Genomic DNA, 18,528 nt, shown 5'->3' with positions numbered 1-18,528 from the left:
GAACAGGTGTGCAATGCAGTATTTGCATTGCACACCTGTTCTTGCGTTCACCAACTATTCCATCGGATACGCCGCCGTAAAGAGGCGCGGTGCATCCTGCCGTGTAATCGTGAGGGTGAATGCACCCGCTGCGTAGGAGGCGAGCACGGAGTCCGGGTAGTAGATCACGAGACTCCCGTCGGCTGCCATGTACCAGCAGAACGACGAAAGCCCCTTCTCTGCCGGATGCTGCATGAGCAGTGCCTCCATGATACCGTGCGGGAAATCCCGCTCCACTGCTGCGGGATACTGCGTTTGGAATGCCGCCTCGATGGCGGCGATCAGGAGCGTTCGGTTCGTGACAATCTCATCGAGCGCGATTTGCCGCCCCGTTTTCCGATCAAAGGTATACGCATCGACATGGGCGATGGGATGCGCGCCGCCCGCATACGATGACCCCTCCATAAAGAACGAGACGAGCTGCTCATCCACCCGTCCCCACCGCGAGATGGGCGTGATATCGCTGTAATAGAAGGGGAGCTCGTACCCGTCCCTGCGCACTTCCTCGCTGGCGGTACGGATCGAGCTGTGCCATGCGCCCATGCTCTGTTCCGAAGACCACTCTCTAAATGCCTTTGCCAGCGGTGAGATGTCATCATCCACGAGCGCAATCTCGGGATAGACGGCGCGGTAAGCCTTGACCTCGTTTGTGTCGTAGACCGTCAGGACATGATCCTCGACCGTGAGCCACGAGACAGGGGGTTCTACGGAGCGTGACCAGTCCCGCGCCGCCATGTCCTGCACGTTCTCCAGAGACTGTGGCGGCCGTGTGTGCTCCTCCGTTCGGTCATTCAGGACACCTTCTGCTGCCGAGAGAGGCGCACAGAGGAGGAGCGCGGACAGGAGGGCGGATAGAAACGTTTTGGTATGCATGGTTGTTCCTCCTTGCGTAAATGTCGGGGAATGAGTGATTCGTCGTGTTTATCTTAACATGAAAATAGTGCGCTGTGACCTGTCACAAATGACAGGTTTTTGAGAAAATTTTTGATAAACCTGTCATTTATGACAGTACACTCTCCGAATCATTTCGACTATAATAAGACAAATGAGCTGCGCAGCTTCATTTTCCGAGCAGTCTGTGTTGAAAAGGAGATGATGTACCATGAAACGGGCAGCTAAAGTGATGGCACTGGTCTTCACGCTGATGCTGGCGATGTCCTCCGTGACACTGGCGATGTGGCACGGGACAATCAGTCAGAGCGACTTCCAGAACCATGTGAAGGCGGGCAAGTTTGCAATCTTCGTCAAGAGCGGCAGCACGATCACGATGTACGAGCCGAGCTCACCGTCGTCGGCGGTCAGCGAGTTCCGCAGCGCACTGCCGAGCGGGCGGATCGATGTCTACACGGGCAACATCGCCGTGCGGGACTACCTTGAGGAGTATGGCTACTACGATGACTACTACAGCGGCGTGGATGTCGGTGGTGGTGCGCGAGCCTTCCGCTTTACCGAGTGGCAGAGGATGTGAGCATAGCGCTGAAAGCACTATGAACTGCTGCTAGGGACACAAAAGCGGCTGCTGTACGAAGGGATAACCTTCATGACAGCAGCCGTTTTCTTATGTTTTTGGGTGCTTTAGGAATCGCTGAATTTATCAGTGCTTCCTTTACTTCTCGTGCAGCCAGATCGCACGGATGCCGGGGCTGTGCTCGGCGCAGATGTAGAATGCGATCTGCGCTGTGTCGCCGTCGTAGAAGTAGCCGCAGACGGGCGGTGCGTTGTTGCTGCATTTGGGCTTCGGCAGGTAGCTGTACGCCTCCTCAAGATCCTCCTTCGTGCTGTCCAGATGGATGCCGCGCGGTGTCTCAAGGCTCTGCGACTCCTCGGACGGCTTTGAAAGGTACTCGTTCACGTCGTCCACGCCGAGATGCACGCTGATGACGTGCCAGCCCCTGTCCGAGCTGCGGTACGTCACATGGAGCGACGCGCCGTAGTCAATGGCGTGTATGCCGACATCCTCGCCGTTCCACACCTCCACACCATCTGCGTAGTGATTGCCATTGCCGTAGAGCTCCTCGACCTCGGCACGCGTATCGCCGATGCGGATGCCGCCGAGGGCGAACTCCTCCTCCGGTAGATTGGCTGCCGCACACGGCTGTGCGGAGGCGAGCAGGATGCACAGGAGCAGGGCGTATAGAAGTTTTTTCATGATGTCCTCCTTCGTTCGGTGATGCCTATCGTTTAGCATAAAAGATTTCTCCTGTGGGAAGCACCGATGACCTCCTCAATCGGACAAAAAATCTACGCCAATCTGAGAGCCTATTTTATCAGCGCTTCTGTGTGTATATCAGGAACCGAATCCGAACAGCCCGCGCAGACGCTGTCCGAACGATTTCTGCAGCACCTGATCGAGCGGAAGGACGCGGTGCAGGAACGGCGAGCCGACGCGTTTGACCGCAACGGGCGGCGTGCGCACCGTGTGCTCCGTCGACATCGCCTTCGGGTGAGACGGTGCACGCGAGACGTACCGTTCCTCCCGCCCGTATTGATAGAACAGTGCGGCTGCCTTGCCCGTCTGTCCGTTCACCGCGATGCGTACCTGCCGTGCGTTTTCACCGTCCTCTGCGCGCCGATCCAGATAGTAGACGGGCAGGAGGAAGGTTGCGCTCTTGTGCTTGCGGAAATCCTGCCCCCAGAGCATGATCTCCGCTTTCGTCAGCCCGAATGCATCCTTTAGGTCGGTGACGAGCCGCTCCGCGAGGAGATTGTCGATCACATCCGCGCGTGAGGCGTTGTTTGCCGTCGCCGCAACGCGGAAGATCCCCTCGGCAAAGGCGGGATCGAATGGAATCACCGCGCCGAAATCCCACGGGTCGAGCCGATCGAGCAGGTGGATGTCATAGAGTGTCGTATCGGGGCACGCCCAGTTGACGATCTCTTCGTACGCCTCGAAATCACCGCGATTGCTGTGCGTGGACATCTTGACACTGAGATCGGCAAGTGAGAACGGGATGTAGACCGCCGCCATCTCCGCGCGGATGCGCCGCTCGATGTCCTGCCCCGCGAACTCCTGCGGAAACTGCTGCGCGAGCACCCGTGCGGCATTCTGCGCCTGCGTCATCGTGACAGAGAACGGAATCGCCTTTTCGGGGATATTCTCCGCGCCAACCCCCATGATGAATTCCCGCCGATAGCCGCCGGGGCGTACGAGCTGCTCGTCCTCGAATGTATTGCTGCAGTAGCCGCACGTAAAGAAATGCTGCGTTGACTCGCCCGTGAACTCGCCGCCGCAGAACGGGCATATGAACGTTAGGCGGCAGACCCCTGCGAACGCTGCCGTCGTCGTCTCGTCCCAGAGCGCGAGCTTGCCCGCGACACTGTTTTGGCGGTATTTTTGACTGAGAACCCGCGCATCGTGTGGGTCGACCTCCGTCATCACCTCCACATGGCCGAGCTTCATCGCCCCGTCCACGATCTGTACGGGCTTGTGACGGAACGTGATCGGCGACGACCAAAAGACCTGCTCGTTCGTCCACGGAACCGACGTGCCGCAGAACGCACAGACATATGCCGCCGCCTTCTGATCCGAGTACATCGCTCCGCCGCAGCTGCGGCACTGGATTGCGCGAACCTCCTCGGGCATGAAGATCACCTGCCTTTCGATTATTTTGTGGAAGCATGAGATTTATCAGCGATTCCTATAATTTTAGCATAAAAGATCTCCCTTGTGACCTGTCATATATGACAGGTTTTCGAACAAAATTGAAAAATTCACGGATGGAGAGAAGGAAAATGAATCATAAATACCGAATGGTTTATCGAACGATAGACATGAAAACATAGTCCAGTAAATACATGCGGAAATGGGAAAAAGACCGATGCAACCAAAAAGGGAGGAATGTGCGGTGAAGAAACTGCTGCTTTTGTGCATGGCATTTGTGCTTCTCGCATTCGCAGGTGGCTGCGGGAGAGACTGCGCGGACGAGGTGCACGGTTCGCAGCTTGTCTATGCCACAAAGGACTACGATCAGCTCAACGTGCTTGTGGATGAGTACTCCGAGGTTGGGCAGCTGCTGTTTGACGGGCTGATGCGCCGTGACGAGAACGATGCCATCGTCCCAGCGCTCGCTGCGTCGGTGGAGTATGACCCTGAGACCTATACCTATGTGTTTCATCTGCGCGAGGACGTGCGCTGGCACGATGGGAAGCCGCTGCGGGCGGCGGATGTGAAGTTCACCATCGAGGCGATCAAGAATCCGCTCATCCGCTCCCTCCACGCATCGAATTTCGAGGAGGTACGCGAGATCACGGAGGTTGACGACCGGACGGTGCGCATCCGTCTGTCCGCGCCGAACGCGGCCTTCCTCGACTATATGATGCAGCCGATCCTGCCGGCGCATATCCTTGCGGGACAGGATCTCACAACGACGGGCTTCTTTCGCAATCCCGTTGGGACAGGTCCCTTCCGCATGGAGCGTTGGGAGGCGGGCAAGGAGATCGTCCTCGTGAAGAATGAGGACTACTATCGCGGTGCACCGAAGATCGACCGCTTCGTCGTCAAGATTGTGGCGGACGATGCTGCCGAGGCAAAGGCACTCGCCGATGGGAAGGTGGATCTGGTACGGCTCGCGCCGAAGACAGCGGCTCCCTTTGAGGGAAAGGACGGCTATCGCTACTACGCGATGAAGTCCGCGCACTATGGCTCGATCATGATCAACTGCACCCATCCCTACTGGAAGCACAACCGTGACCTCCTGCCTGCCATCGCCTATGCTATCGATCGCGCGGCAGTAGTCAACGAGGCGCTGCTCGGGCACGGGATGCCAGCCTATGGCCCGCTGCAGCGCAGCCCCTTCAACAATCCGAAGATCGAGCACTATGACTATGACCCCGCGAAGGCACAGGCGATGCTTGAGGCGGCGGGCTGCAGAAAGGGCTCTGACGGTTACTATATGCGCGGCGGGGAGGAAGTCGGATTCGTCCTCACGGTGAAGAATGACAAACGCAACCGCATCGATATTGCCAACGTGGTGGCGGCGCAGCTGCGTGCGGTCGGGATTCACTGCACCGTGGAGACCCCCGCAAAGGTCGACTGGGACGGACAGATGGCATACCTCAGCGGCGTGGGGAACGAGATCGATCCGGATTCGCATACCTACAAGGTGTACTCGACGAATGCACGGGGGAACGACAGCCACTACTCGAATCCGCGCGTGGACGAATACCTGCTTGCCGCCCGCCGCGCAACCGACACCGCCGAGCGGATGCGCCTCTATGGGCTCTTTCAGGAAGAAGTGACGAAAGACCTCCCCTATATCTACATCTGCTACATCGACTTCATCTACGTGACGAACGCACGTGTCCACGGCATCACGCCGAACCGCCTGCTCGGCTATCGCGGCGTCGGCTTCTTCTGGAACGTCAACGAGTGGACGGTGGAGTAGAACGTACTCCATGTCAAACAATAGGAGTGATGATGTTGAAGCCGAATGCATCGAAGAATGAGATTGTTTATTTCGTGGGTGACATCACAACGCTCGCCGTAGATGCCATCGTAAACGCGGCGAATTGTAGCCTCCTCGGCGGCGGTGGCGTTGACGGAGCGATTCATCGGGCGGCGGGCAGGGAGCTCCTCGCGGAGTGCCGTACGCTCGGCGGCTGCGCAACGGGCGCGGCAAAGATTACGAAGGGATATCATCTGCCCGCGCACTATGTGATTCATACGGTTGGTCCCGTCTACAGCGGCAGCACATCCGATGCGGAGCTCCTGCGCTCCTGCTATTGGAACTCTCTTGCACTCGCACGGACACACGGACTGCATACCATCGCGTTTCCTGCCATCTCAACGGGTGTCTACGGCTATCCGAAGGAGGCGGCGGCAGAGATCGCACTCATGACGATTCGGGAGTGGTTTGACGCGCATCCGGATGCAGACATGCGCGTCACCATCGTGAGCTTCAGCGCGCAGGACGATGCGGTCTATCAGAATCTACAGAGGGAATTTCGGCAATCATAGGCAGGGAGAAATGAGATGAGGGAATACGAATGAATTTGATATGGTCACAACTGACATAATCTGCAAGTTGTAAAATATGCTTAATACTATGAAAGAAAATAGCCTAATGGCCGAGTCGGTTAAAGGTGTTGTGCGTCAAAAAGGCTGTCACACGTTGATACGAGTGCAACAGCCTTCGGTTATGGGCCTCTAGAGGGGCATGTATAAAACATCCGATTGACGGATGTTGTGATTATCTGGCGGGGTCACAAGGACTTGAACCTTGCCATAGCGCTTTGCTATTTTGAAAAGTGCAGCCTCTCTCGACTATTGCTCCCATTATTGGCATTAACCCCGCAATGCGCTATCATACCCCGCCAATAAAGTACAAGCCGTCATAAGAAATCCTCCGATCAGAACAAACATCTTCTTGAGCCTTGTTTTACAAGCAGGATAAACCTGAATGACCAAGGTGGTTAGAAATGACGCGATGGAGCTGAAATTCCCAAGATTCGCTACACTTAAAAATACTTTTTTATTATTATATCATATAAAAGACAAAAAGTCGATGAGCTTGCAAGAATGACCGATTGTGGTAAAATACATTTAGCATAAATTAGGAAGGTGAGTAAAGGCATGGGCATTTTTGCGGGGAATGATTTCTTGCGAGATGCGCTGCTGCAGCTCCTTCGTCGTCATTTTCCCAATGGCTATCGGCTCAATTCGCCGATTGCAATGCGGCAGCTGCGTGAGCGCTGGCGGGAAGATCATGGTGGTGAGGAGCTGCTGGCATCGGATCATGCTGTGCGTGCACAGATTGCTGCGTTCACCATACAGGACGGGCAGATGGCATTTCTGATTCCTCGCGATGTCTTGGACTGGCTGCAGTTTATTGTTACGACTTATCTCGGAAAGTCGCAGGTCATCTTCTATGAGGCGTTTTTCACACGCCATCAAAAGGAGTTGAGCGATGCGCATATATTTAGCGAATCCATCTTGATTGCTGTCTTGCGGCAATTATTCCCCGACCTGCACTACGAAAAAATGTACTTTGGGAAGCGGGATGGTACTCTTTTTGATGTAATCACAGACGACATAATAGCGATCTGGGGCGATAAGGTACTGTGGACGTATGAGGAACTGGCGGATCGGCTCTATATCCCCTATGACAAAATCAAGCAAACATTGGGGGCACGCGGTGCTTTCCTGTGGGTGTCGAACGAGACGTATACGCATGTTTCGCGTGTTGCAATCCGTGATGAGGTGAAGATTCGGCTGCGCGAAAAGGCTCAAGAGCTTTCGGAACAGTATGTATCCTATAACATTAAGGAACTCCCGGTCGATGATGTTCTTGCTGAGAATTATGAACTTGAGACGGATACGAACTCGGCTGTTTATGATGCAATATATGAACTTTGTTTGGCGGATGGATACAGCAGAAAAGGAAATATACTGACTAGAAAAAGGTCGTTATCGAGTGGAGAAATGGCGAAGAAAACCTCGCCAATTGACCTAATGCGTGCGTTTTGCAGAGGTTTGGATGTCTGTACGATGGAGGAGTTACAGGCGTACGCAAAATCGTTCACTGATAGTCCCACGATTGCTTTGCAGGCAGGAATAGAGTGTATGATACGACTGGACGAGGAACATTTTGTTTCCGATGCTCATGTAAATTTTGATGTGCCAGCAACAGATTGTGTGATTGACAGCATCATTGATGGGGAATACCTTCCACTAAAGGATTTTTATGCGATGTTTGCACGCTTTCCAGCGTGTGGGCAACAATGGAACTTGTTCTTGTTTGAAAGTTATTGCAGGAGATTCAGTAAATGCTTTTCAGTGTGGGCTCTGCGCTATAATAGTGATCACGTGGGCGCAGTGATTCGCAAGGATCGTACACTCAGAACTTATGATGATCTATTGGCTGATGTTGTTGTTCGTGCAAATATAGAACTCGATCCAGAAACTGTAGGAAGATTTTTGCGTGATTCAGGTTATATTGTCAGAGCTGTCACGGGACGCCAGATCAATGCTGTGATCGCTCTAGCGAAGGTGAGGGGTTGAAATTTATTCCTATACGTATGATGACGAGACGGGGGGGCTGCTGTTAAACTCCTCACCGACGAAGATGTCCAAGGAGCCTCGTCCTGTATATGCTGCCGAGTTGGATGTTTTGGGATTTGATGCGTATTGGAAGTATGCACATCAGAATGAGTTGCCCTATCTCTGGGCAGAGGCGAATTGCTACTACTACCGTGGGCAGATGGTTGCAAAGCTCAAGGGCGGCGATGTCTATACCGCACCGCAGATTGAGCTGATGCCGGATGAGAACGGCGACTTGCTTCTTCCGAAAGGCGCGGAGCTCATCTGTGTGGATGTTCCTCGTATGGTTGCGAAGAATCGCGAGATGCTGGAGTTGATCGAGCAGACAACGGTGAAGAAGATCGTCGCGGTCTATGAAAAGTACCGAGCGAAGCTGGATTGTTTTCATGTTGCGTTCTCGGGAGGGAAGGACAGCTGTGTCCTGCTCGATCTCGTGAAAAAGGCACTGCCGCAGGGCAGCTTTGTTGTTGTATTCGGAGATACAGGGATGGAGTTCCCCGATACCTACGCGCTCGTCGATCAGATAGAGGCAGAGTGCAAAGCCAAGGAGATACCGTTCTATCGGGCTGCCTCGCATTTTACACCCGCCGAGTCATGGAATCTCTTTGGTCCCCCATCGCGTACACTTCGCTGGTGCTGCTCGGTTCATAAGAGCACACCACAAGTGTTGAAATTAAGAGAAATTACCGGTAAGAACGACTATCGAGGTTTGGCTTTTGTTGGCGTGCGTGCACATGAAAGTGTTCGGCGGGCTGGATATCAATACTTCATTGATGGGGATAAAACACGAGGTCAGTATGGTTTTTTTCCATTACTAGAATGGACTTCAGCAGAGCTTTTCCTCTATATTTACACGTATGATATTTCTGTTAATGAGGCATATAAAAAAGGAAATTCCAGAGCAGGGTGTTTGGAGTGTCCTCTATCTAGTGGCTCAAGTGAGTTTATTCGTCATAGGGTATATCGGCAAGAAATTGCTCCATATTTTGATATTATTGAGAAAACGAGAGAAACGACATTTTCTCAAGAGGGGTTTCGAGATTTTATCAATCGAGGAGATTGGAAGCATCGGACAGATGGGCGCTTTATCGAGGGGGTCAAGAAAAGATACATAGAGGAAACAAAGGCGGGCGTTACCCATATAAAAATTACAGGTGCTTTGTCTGACTGGAAAGAGTGGATGCAAACGCTGGATTGGGATATTCCGTATTCTGTTGAAGAGGGGAAGAATAGTTATACGATTTCTGTAGCAGAGCAGATACTAAAGAGCAACCCGTCAAAAGCGAAGATTTTTCGGCAAGTCTTTCGCAAAGCTGCATATTGTTCGTCTTGTACGGTTTGTGCCGGGCACTGCAGACATGGATGTATATCGTTTGCAACAGGCAAGGTCAAGATAGCAGACTGCAAGCATTGTATGGCGTGTCATGATATACCGGGCGGCTGCTTAATATATGATTCGTTGAAGATACCGACTGGAGGCGGAAACGTGAGATCAATTAACTCATTAGGGGCACATAGTCCTAAGACGGAGTGGTTGGAGGCATTTTTCCAAGGAAAGGATGATTTTTTCAATGAAAACGCCTTGGCAGCACCTCAGTTATTAAAATTCAAGCTCTTTCTACATGATGCCGGATTGATTGATAAAGTACATCTTACGGCATTCGGCGAACTGATTTGTGATATTGGATGGAGCACAGAAATTGCGTGGGGACTAATACTAACAAATTTAGCGGCAGAGAATCCACAGCTTGCTTGGTATATCCAAAAAATGGAGATTGGCGCGAGCTATTCGAGAAAAAATTTGATAGATATGCTGCAAATTGAGGGGCTGAAGGAACGTCCTTCCGAGCTCGTGGCTACTGCTTATCGCAGAATTGTCTCCACGCCCCTCGGCACTGTTCTAAACTTTGGCTATGTGTCGGAGGATGGGAGTCTCTGCCGAACGAAATGTGTGCTTTCGGATGCGCGTGTGTTTCTCTACGGGCTGTTTAAGTTCGCGGAGAAATGCGGTGACTATAAAGCGTTCACGCTCTCGACGCTGCTCAATGACACAATTGAGCGTGACGGTATTAGTCCGACGCGGATCTTCGGTGTGACGCGCGAGGAGGCGGAGCCGATGCTGAGGGGGCTTTCGGCGAAGTATCCGGATTTCATTGATGTGTCCTTTACGCATGATTTGGAGAAGATCACGCTGGCAGAGGATAAGAGTTCCACAGATGTATTGGAACTCTTCCGCACCGAGGAGGTCTGAGGAAATGGCACAGGGAATGTATCGCACATATTTTGACTTTGACGAGAACTATTTTCCTCAGATAACGGACTCCTCGATTCGGGACTCGAAGAACCTGTGGCTGAAAACCTATCCGCATGAGAAGTTTCTGGAACTGCTGAAAAAGATGGAGCGTGTGATGGCGCGGCAGGAGAAACGCTCGGTGTGGATCTCGGGCGCATACGGCACGGGCAAGTCACAGTGCGCCTATACGCTCAAGAAGATTCTCGATGTACCCGAGTCGGAACTGCGCGCCTACTGGGAAGACTATAAGGCACTCGCACATGAGACTGATTTACTGGGCAAGCTGCTTGGACACAAGCAGGTAGGCAATGGCATTGTGACGGTGTACCGCTACGCGGGAACTCCGCACTCGACGCAAGATCTGCTCATTGCCGTGCAGGAGAGTGTGCAGGCAGAACTTCATGCGCGTGGCCTTTACGAGGGAGAACATACGCTCAAGGAGAGTGTCATCGCATGGCTGGAGGCGACTGAGGCGCGCAAGATCTTCGTTGACAGCGTGCTGCAGCAGCCGCAATGGACGGCATCGTTCGGCGGGATGATGGTCGAGGATATTGTCACACGTCTGCGCGAGGGCGGTGAGGTGCGTGACCTCATGGAGCGTATTACGCGACTCTCTAACGCCGAGGGCTTTACCATGATGCAGCTCGATATTGATCGTCTGATTGCGTGGCTGACGGATGTCATTGAGCAGAACAATATCAAACTCGTCTTTATCTGGGATGAGTTCTCGGATTATTTCCGCATGAATCGTGAGAGTCTGGCAGATTTTCAAAAACTGGCGGAGCTCGTGAATGCAAAGCATTTTTTCTTCGTTCCTGTGACCCATGAGACGGATCATCTTTTTACGCAGGTGGATGAGACGTGGAAGAAGGTTCGCGACCGTTTCATCGATGTCGGGATTACGTTGCCGGACAATATCGCGTTTGATCTCATCGGTGCGGCATTCAAACCGAAAGCTGCCGCGGCGCAGGATTGGGCGGAGGTGGAGGGCGATCTCAATGGTCGTCTTCATGAGTCCCGTCGTCGCGTGATGGATGTCGCGGGCATCACGTCTGAGGATGTGATCCGAAATATCATGCCTCTGCATCCGATGACGGCTCTGGTTCTCAAACATATTGCATCCTCGTTCCAGTCGAACCAGCGTAGTATGTTTGATTTTATCAAGTCGGTTGGGGATGAGCAGGTCAAGGCATTCCAATATTTCATCGATCATACGGGTCCGTATGACGAGCATCCTCTGCTGACGGTGGATCAGCTCTGGGATTTCTTCTATGTGCGTGGAAAGGCAGATCTTGCAACCCATATCCGCATGATTCTGGACACCTATGAGCAGCAGAAGGGTTTGCGTGAGGAACAGCAGACGGTACTCAAGGCGATTTTGATCCTGCTCGCGGTGGATAAGCAGCTGGGCGGCAGCATCGAACTTCTGCACGCGACGGATCAGAATCTCTCCTATGTGTTTGAGGGGGATGATGATCTGGGCTCTCGTGTTGCCGCGATCGCACAGTCTCTCAAGACGCAGGGGATTTTGATCCAAACGCCGCGTCAAAAGGGAGAACCGACGTATGAGTTGGCACTGCTCAGCGGCGATCAGGGGAAGATCGAGCAGTACAAGGAGGGGCTGCGCAAGACGAAGACGGATAAGCTGGTGGAGACGGGGAATCTTGGCAAGATCCTGACACTCCACCCCGAGGGGGTGAAGCCACGCTTCCTGAGCAGTCTCGGCAGCATTCAGACGGTGACGGCGGATAACTTTACCCGTATTATCAATGGGATGGAGAAGCCAGTGGAGGCGTGGCGTTTTCAAGCCGTCCTTGCCTTCGCCAAGGACGATATGGAGGCGGCTGCTTTCCGCTCCAAGATCAAGGACGCAGCGTGTGATTCGAAGTATGGGCATATCACTTTTATCGATGCACTGAGCACGCCGCTTGGAGCGGACGATTTCGAGAAATATGTGGAATACTCCGCAATGGCGGAATACTATCAGGGGAATAATCGGACGGCGGCCGATCAGCAGGCAAGACATGCGAACGCTGTACTGGAGCAGAGCTGGAAGAACCGTATCTACAGCGGTCGCTTTATCGTCTATACGACGCAGCAGCCGGACGGAATCTCTCTGACGCAGGCAAGTGATGTGTCCGGCGTTCTTAAAGCGATTGTGCTGCGTCAATTTCCGAACGCCTTTGATGTTGAGAAGACAACCACGGAAGGGTATTATAAGACAAATGCGCTAAAGCCATCGGCGCTCGCCGGCATCAATGGCGTAGTGTCAGGTACAATCAAGGATGCGGACAATCGTGTCTTGTCCGAGGTGTGGACGCTCCCCGACTATTGGCAGAGAGCGGAGACGAAGAGTCTTCCCATCTCTGTGATCAAGAGGGATCTGGAAGCTCGCATCGCTGCCCACTTCTCTCAGGCGGGGCAGATCGGCGTTGCCGAGCTATGCGATGTGCTCCTGTCGGAGTATGGGATGCCTCCGTGCAATCTCACGGCGTTCCTGCTCGGTTTCCTACTGCGTCCATACGCAGGCGATCCCTATCGCTACGGCGATGCGGCGGGAAGCTCGGGGGCGATGACTGCCGAGAAGCTAAAAGAGATGCTGGGGGACTGTATTGGCGATCTGGCAAAGGGAAAGACACCGCAGGATACCTTTATCGTGGAGATGACGGCAGAGGAGCGCGCCTTTTATGAGATAACGCAAAAGGCGTGGGGCCTATCGGAGGCAAGCTGTACGTCTGTGGCGCGGGTCTCCATTGGCATCCAAAATCGCATGAAGGAATGGCAGCTGCCGCTTTGGTGTCTCGCGTATGTGGCAGAGGAGAATCTGTTCGCTGTTGTTGAGTTGTATTCCCTTCTGCAGCAGAAGGAGGGGCGCGAGGCACACGGCATCATGATGGCTCTTGGAAGCTCTCCGCAAGAACAGCCCTCGTTGGCGGATGAACTAAAGGAGCTGCTCTGTGTGGAGCGGCTGGAGGAGGGGATGAATCTCTTCCTGAAATCCTTTGCCGATGGTGAACTCCTGCATCTTGCGGATGAAGTCGGGCGGCGCGGGCAGCTGCTCCAAGATATACGACACAAGTTTTCACAGAAGTATGCCTGCCTCTGGAGCAAGGAGACGGGGGAGGAGCTCCTGCGGGAGCTTTGCATGGAGTATCGCGCGATTCGCGCGACGAATCGGGTGCTCAATGCACAGCTTCAAGAGTGGACTGTGGCGCGTGCGGCGTGGAAGGAACGCCTGAGCTTCCTGCGTATCTCGGCAGAATTTTTGGCGGAGCAGTCCGAAGCGTTTGCGAAGACGAGGCATATCCTCCAACTGCTGGCGAAGGGCGGTGATGTCCTGCCCGAGCATGTGCGTGACTTTGTTTCGTTGATGGAACAGTATGGTGCCGAGATGGAGCAGGTGCTCGGTGAGGAGGATGTGTTCTTTGCCAAGGTGTATGCTCCCTATCTGGATGGGCTTTCTGAGGCAGAGCGGAAAACAATACGGAGCAAGGTGGAGCAGGGGCTTTTCCTCAAAACGAAAACCCACTGCAATGAGGCGGTACGTTCCTGTGCGGAGGAGTATCGGCGCAGTCAGCTCAAGGAACAGCTGCGCGATCTCTGGAAGGAGAAAACGGGCTCGCTCAGTCCGCGCAAATGGTCGGAGCAGTACCAAACACCTGTACTTGCCTGTGTGGGGGCGGATGAATACGATGCGGCGCAGCGTGTATTCTCCTATATTGATCATCGTGACGGTAAGGACGAGGAACTGAAGGCGGCGATTGCCTTTTTGGAGAATGCGGCTTTTATCACGGTGCTTTCGGATGGGGCACAGAGAGATGCAGCGTTCCGCAAAAATGTCATCGGGAAGTATGCGGGACTCTTGACTGATTTGCCGGTAGTACGTGAAAAACTGACGGCACTCGGTATCTCTCCGTACGACTGGAGAGGTCACCTGCGCGTTGAGGAAAAACTGAAGCAGCTTGCAAAGGCGAGCTACGATGCAGGCGGCTCCTCCAAGGTGCTCTTGAAGATCGACAGTATGGACGATGCAACGCTCAAGGCATATTTGAAGCGCCTTGTGGCAGATAATATGACGGTCGGGATGGAGATTCTGGAAAACTCGTAAACGGGAGTGAAATGCGATGGTGCCGGATTTGACAGCTGTCGAGCGATATTTGCAGGACAGGGAGCGAACGCCGTTCTTCCTCTTTGCGGGGGGCTCGGTCTATGCGCAGCTGCGCCACAGGCTGCAAGGTCTGGGGCTTCATTTGCTTACGCTGAGTTCGCTTTCCTCTGAGGAGGATCGGCTGCCGCTTCCCGATGACATTGTTATGACCATCAAAACGAAGGTGCAGAGTGGTGAGAAGATCCTCCTCATCGGCTTGGCGGAATATCTCGCCCTGTGTGGGGAGGCGGCAGCGCGCCGTCTCTTTTCCCGTCTCAAGTCGATGCCCTGTGGGGATGGTGCTGCTCTATTGTTGCTGCGCGGATTTTTCCGTTATGCGTCGGAGCTGTCCGAGGATCCCCGTATCGCAAACGGTGAGCGTCGCTTGGCACTGCGGCGCAGTGCCGAAGATGCGGCGGAGGACTCTGTGCTGGGGATGGATGTCTCTCTGAGCGTATTGCCGCCGGAGATTCCTATGGAGGTGGGAATACATGGTGCACGATCTTTGCTGGCGGCATTGGAGCAGGGACGCGACGGCACTCATATCGTACAAAGTCGGCAGAGTTTTCCCCATGCCCTCCTTCGTGTTCATCATGTGAGGGATGCGTTTGGGGTGATTTCGCATTTTTGTGAGGAATTTGCTCCCCTGCGCTCCTGCGGGACGGAGGCAGAATGGCAGCGGCTCTTGCAGGAGCTCTCCAAGGAACAGTGGAAGATGTCTGCCGTGTTCGCGCACTACGGACTGCACGGAGATTTGGCACAGCTTTTTCATGAGCGAACCAATGCCTCTGACTTTGATACATGGTTGTATTTTATTGCCCTGCGGCTGGCAGGGGACGACCTTGCGAAGAAGTATCCCTATCTTTTCTTTGCCGTACAGCAGGCGGAAAGTGCCGCAGGACTTCGTACGGCGGTTATTCATGCCATCTCAAATATTTCGCTTCAAAATCCGGAGTTTCAGAAGCTGTATCAGGAGCGGAAACGTCTCCTGCGCAACTGCTCCGAGGCAGAAATGGCGGAGTTTGTGCGGAAAAACCGCAGGATTCATGCAGAGCGCATCTACCGTTTGACGGATCGGACGGAGGTGGAGCGCGAGGATATGATCGCGGCACTTTCGCATGATGCAGATGATGGCTATGATGACTGGAAAAATTGTGGAATTTTGCAAACGGTCTATCCTTCGCTCTATGCCTATGCCTCCGACTACGTGTTCAAGGATTGTGCACGGGCAGCGGAACTGACGGAGTATTTCATTGCCTACAAGCGGCAGAAGCTCAGCAACTGCCTGGAAGAGGTGTTCCTATCTAAAGTGGATGCGCTTGCTGCGGCGCGGATTTATAATGAGCTTCCTGCGCGTGAGTCGCTGTTGGATGGTGTTCCGCAGGAGGGAACGCATCTCTTTTGGCTGGATGCGCTCGGCGTGGAGTATCTTGCCCTGATTGGGTCGTTTAGCAAACAGCTCGGATTGAAGATACGGGTGCAGGTGGGGCGTGCGATGCTCCCGACGATTACCTCGGTGAATCGGGCGTTTTACGCGCAATGGCAGGGCAGCAAAGCGGCAAGCAAGCGACTGGATGATCTGAAACATGGAGAAGAGAGCCGTTATAATTATACGCTGGAGAAGCATCCCATCCACCTTGCGAAAGAAATTGATGTGATTGAAGAATTGCTGCGTGATGCTGCGACGCAGCTTGCGGCGGGGAAGTGTCGCAGGTTTGTCATTGTGAGCGATCACGGAGCCTCTCGTCTGGCGGTGCGCAGGGAGAAGGAGGAGAAGTACGAGACAGATACGAAGGGGGAGCATTCGGGACGGTGCTGCCGTATGTTTTCGAACTATGCACATGATTTGCCTTTTGCAACGGTTGAGGGCGACTACCTCGTGCTTGCCGACTACGGCAGGTTCAAGGGGAGCCGTAAGGCGAGTGTGGAGGTACACGGCGGCGCATCGTTGGAAGAGGTGCTTGTGCCGCTCATCACATTGGAGCGTGCCGATGGGCAGACGGTTCATGTGAGCCTTGCGGATAAAAATGTGTTTGTAGATCGTAAGACCGGGCTTTGTCTCGCTCTTTTTGCCGATGCGCCGATCAACGCATTGGGGATCGTTTGGGAGGGTAAATTTTATGCAGGGCAAATGCAGGATGCCCAGCATTTCGTGGTGCAGATTCCCGAGCTTACGCACGCCGGCAAATACAGCCTTGCGGTGTATGAGGGGGATACTCCCCTGAATGTGCTTGTGGTAGAGGCGCAGAGCAAAGGGATGAAGATGAACGATGGTTTTGACTTCTGATGTGAAGAGGGGAGGTTATGTTGATGATCGATAAGCTCAAAAATGCCTTTGATGAGATGATTGTTTACAAGGATTTGAAGAAGAGCAGTTTTCTTTCGGCACTCGGACTTCCTTCTTTCCTTCGTGATTGGCTTTTGAAGCGGTTTGCAAATGCGGATGGTGTATTCGATGCAGAGGAACTTGCGAGCTTCGTGCATCGCTTTTTGCCGCGGAAGGAGGAATGGACGGCAATCAAGAGCCGCATTGTGATCGAGCGGGAGCAGGTAAAGCTGCTTGCACGTATTTCGATTGATATTGATATTAAGACAGGCGCGGTGTCCTTTTCTTTGCCGGACTTTGGACTGATGAGTAAGGAGACCATGATCGAGGATCATGTCTGGCAGGACTGCAAGGATGAACTCGTTGCGGCGCGTGAGACGTGGGGGATGGTGGAGCTGGGCTACCGCCCGCCGGTTGGAAAGTCGGTACAGGACAAAGGGAAAATCAAACTCGTCGCATTTAAGAGCTTCTGCCCCTATACGATTGATTTGGACTACTATAAGGATGCACGACGGGACTTCACAACCGAAGAATGGATGGATGTGTTGCTGGGGGCGGTGGACTACAACCCCGCAGGGTATGCGAGTGAGGAAGAGAAGCTGACGATGCTGACACGGCTCCTCCCCTTTGCCGAAAAGAAGTTGAACCTCATCGAACTCGCACCGAAGGGAACGGGGAAATCCTATCTGTTTGGGCGCGTAAGCCGCTTCGGCTGGTTGGCGAGCGGTGGCGTGATGAGTCGTGCAAAGATGTTCTATGATGTGGCACGGCGACAGGACGGGCTTGTGACGAATCATGATTTTGTGACGCTGGATGAGGTGCAGACGATCACGTTCCCCGATGTGGATGAGATGCGCGGCGCACTCAAGTCCTTCTGTGAGAATGGATACTGCAATATCGGAACGCATCGCGTGGACGGGGATGCCGGTGTGATTCTCTGCGGAAATATCAAGAAAGAGGTCATGGATCAGGATGGCTATGGCAATATGTTTGAGGAACTGCCGAAGGTGTTCCATGAGTCGGCTCTGATCGAGCGCTTTCACGGATTTATCAAGGGGTGGAATATCCCGCGTATGACGGAGGATCTGAAGGTCTCCGGCTGGGCGATGAACTCGGAGTATTTCTCGACGATTCTTCATCAGCTGCGTGATGATTTGTCTTATCGCGCCATCGTGGATGAGATCGTGGAGGTGCCGGAGGAAGCTGATACGCGTGATACGGAGGCGATCAAGCGCATTGCAACGGCATATATGAAGCTGCTCTTCCCTCATATCCGTACGGCGGCAGATGTCAATGTGCGCGAGTTTGATCGCTACTGTTTGCGGCGGGCACACAAGATGCGCGATACGATCAAGATACAGCTGGGTGTTCTGGATATCGAGTACAGGGGCAAGGATGTACCGAAGCTGCGGCTGCGGGAGATATAGAAGATGGCGCAGGAGAAGTTTTGTCGGGAATGTGGACATCCTTTGTCAAAGGATGAGGTCGGTCTTACGAAGAAGCTTCTGGATATGAAAGCAAAGGAATTTTTTTGCTTTTCATGTCTTGCGGAATACCTTGAGGTGGAGGAGGAGTTCCTTCGGGAGAAGGTCGAAGAGTTCAGGGATGAGGGCTGTACGCTCTTTTAGTCGGTGAGGCGCTTGCCTGTGGGGAAGCGTCTTTTCTGTTTTGTGAAGTTGGTGAAT

The 18,528-nt window shown here is 53.5% G+C and carries 12 protein-coding genes; 9 read left to right on the top strand and 3 right to left on the bottom strand.

Annotated elements, in window-relative coordinates; genetic code table 11:
• Nucleotides 1-54 precede the first annotated feature (54 nt).
• Nucleotides 55-912: an RsiV family protein gene (locus tag HMPREF9334_RS03995; protein ID WP_006692215.1), complete on the bottom strand. Its 858-nt coding sequence runs from the start codon at nucleotides 910-912 to the stop codon at nucleotides 55-57.
• A 229-nt stretch (nucleotides 913-1,141) separates the two neighbouring features.
• Between HMPREF9334_RS03995 and HMPREF9334_RS03990 the strand changes: the two genes are divergently transcribed.
• Nucleotides 1,142-1,507 (top strand): hypothetical protein, encoded by a 366-nt coding sequence (locus HMPREF9334_RS03990; RefSeq protein ID WP_006692214.1) that lies wholly within the window; start codon nucleotides 1,142-1,144, stop codon nucleotides 1,505-1,507.
• Between the two features lie 138 nt (nucleotides 1,508-1,645).
• On the opposite strand, the gene HMPREF9334_RS03985 is transcribed toward HMPREF9334_RS03990, so the two are convergent.
• Both HMPREF9334_RS03985 and HMPREF9334_RS03980 read right to left on the bottom strand, forming a co-directional pair.
• Entirely contained in the window at nucleotides 1,646-2,188 is a 543-nt protein-coding gene (locus HMPREF9334_RS03985; RefSeq protein ID WP_006692213.1) for a hypothetical protein, read from the bottom strand.
• 138 nt (nucleotides 2,189-2,326) lie between these two features.
• The gene (locus HMPREF9334_RS03980) at nucleotides 2,327-3,622 is read right to left on the bottom strand and encodes a hypothetical protein (RefSeq protein ID WP_039957277.1); all 1,296 of its coding nucleotides are present in this window, start codon (nucleotides 3,620-3,622) and stop codon (nucleotides 2,327-2,329) included.
• A gap of 262 nt (nucleotides 3,623-3,884) precedes the next feature.
• Here HMPREF9334_RS03980 and HMPREF9334_RS03975 point away from each other — a divergent pair, with 262 nt between their 5' ends.
• The 8 genes from HMPREF9334_RS03975 to HMPREF9334_RS03940 all read left to right on the top strand — a co-directional run bounded on the left by HMPREF9334_RS03975 (nucleotide 3,885) and on the right by HMPREF9334_RS03940 (nucleotide 18,471).
• Nucleotides 3,885-5,423, top strand: coding sequence for an ABC transporter substrate-binding protein (locus tag HMPREF9334_RS03975; RefSeq protein ID WP_006692211.1), 1,539 nt, complete (start codon nucleotides 3,885-3,887; stop codon nucleotides 5,421-5,423).
• Between the two features lie 32 nt (nucleotides 5,424-5,455).
• Nucleotides 5,456-5,995, top strand: coding sequence for an O-acetyl-ADP-ribose deacetylase (locus HMPREF9334_RS03970; RefSeq protein ID WP_156792906.1), 540 nt, complete (start codon nucleotides 5,456-5,458; stop codon nucleotides 5,993-5,995).
• Between the two features lie 615 nt (nucleotides 5,996-6,610).
• Nucleotides 6,611-8,038, top strand: coding sequence for a hypothetical protein (locus HMPREF9334_RS03965; protein WP_006692209.1), 1,428 nt, complete (start codon nucleotides 6,611-6,613; stop codon nucleotides 8,036-8,038).
• A 64-nt stretch (nucleotides 8,039-8,102) separates the two neighbouring features.
• Entirely contained in the window at nucleotides 8,103-10,328 is a 2,226-nt protein-coding gene (locus HMPREF9334_RS03960; protein ID WP_006692208.1) for a phosphoadenosine phosphosulfate reductase domain-containing protein, read from the top strand.
• 4 nt (nucleotides 10,329-10,332) lie between these two features.
• On the top strand, nucleotides 10,333-14,478 hold the full coding sequence (locus tag HMPREF9334_RS03955; RefSeq protein ID WP_006692207.1) for a hypothetical protein: 4,146 nt from the start codon (nucleotides 10,333-10,335) through the stop codon (nucleotides 14,476-14,478).
• 16 nt (nucleotides 14,479-14,494) lie between these two features.
• Nucleotides 14,495-16,804: a BREX-4 system phosphatase PglZ gene (gene pglZ / locus HMPREF9334_RS03950; protein WP_006692206.1), complete on the top strand. Its 2,310-nt coding sequence runs from the start codon at nucleotides 14,495-14,497 to the stop codon at nucleotides 16,802-16,804.
• A gap of 17 nt (nucleotides 16,805-16,821) precedes the next feature.
• Complete coding sequence (gene brxL / locus HMPREF9334_RS03945) at nucleotides 16,822-18,270, top strand: BREX system Lon protease-like protein BrxL (protein WP_211204840.1); 1,449 nt, start codon at nucleotides 16,822-16,824, stop codon at nucleotides 18,268-18,270.
• Between the two features lie 3 nt (nucleotides 18,271-18,273).
• Nucleotides 18,274-18,471, top strand: coding sequence for a hypothetical protein (locus HMPREF9334_RS03940; protein WP_006692204.1), 198 nt, complete (start codon nucleotides 18,274-18,276; stop codon nucleotides 18,469-18,471).
• The last annotated feature ends 57 nt before the right edge of the window (nucleotides 18,472-18,528 follow it).

It is taken from the genome of Centipeda infelix ATCC 43532, assembly GCF_000234095.1.
Taxonomy (GTDB): domain Bacteria; phylum Bacillota; class Negativicutes; order Selenomonadales; family Selenomonadaceae; genus Centipeda; species Centipeda infelix.
This window is presented reverse-complemented; position numbering and strand designations above follow the sequence as displayed.

Excerpts from the sequence above, each read along its gene's own strand:
- HMPREF9334_RS03995 (WP_006692215.1), bottom strand. The coding sequence starts at position 912 with ATGCATACCAAAACGTTTCTATCCGCCCTCCTGTCCGCGCTCCTCCTC.
- HMPREF9334_RS03990 (WP_006692214.1), top strand. The coding sequence starts at position 1,142 with ATGAAACGGGCAGCTAAAGTGATGGCACTGGTCTTCACGCTGATGCTG.
- HMPREF9334_RS03985 (WP_006692213.1), bottom strand. The coding sequence starts at position 2,188 with ATGAAAAAACTTCTATACGCCCTGCTCCTGTGCATCCTGCTCGCCTCC.
- HMPREF9334_RS03980 (WP_039957277.1), bottom strand. The coding sequence starts at position 3,622 with ATGCCCGAGGAGGTTCGCGCAATCCAGTGCCGCAGCTGCGGCGGAGCG.
- HMPREF9334_RS03970 (WP_156792906.1), top strand. The coding sequence starts at position 5,456 with ATGTTGAAGCCGAATGCATCGAAGAATGAGATTGTTTATTTCGTGGGT.
- HMPREF9334_RS03965 (WP_006692209.1), top strand. The coding sequence starts at position 6,611 with ATGGGCATTTTTGCGGGGAATGATTTCTTGCGAGATGCGCTGCTGCAG.
- HMPREF9334_RS03960 (WP_006692208.1), top strand. The coding sequence starts at position 8,103 with ATGTCCAAGGAGCCTCGTCCTGTATATGCTGCCGAGTTGGATGTTTTG.
- HMPREF9334_RS03955 (WP_006692207.1), top strand. The coding sequence starts at position 10,333 with ATGGCACAGGGAATGTATCGCACATATTTTGACTTTGACGAGAACTAT.
- pglZ (WP_006692206.1), top strand. The coding sequence starts at position 14,495 with ATGGTGCCGGATTTGACAGCTGTCGAGCGATATTTGCAGGACAGGGAG.
- brxL (WP_211204840.1), top strand. The coding sequence starts at position 16,822 with ATGTTGATGATCGATAAGCTCAAAAATGCCTTTGATGAGATGATTGTT.
- HMPREF9334_RS03940 (WP_006692204.1), top strand. The coding sequence starts at position 18,274 with ATGGCGCAGGAGAAGTTTTGTCGGGAATGTGGACATCCTTTGTCAAAG.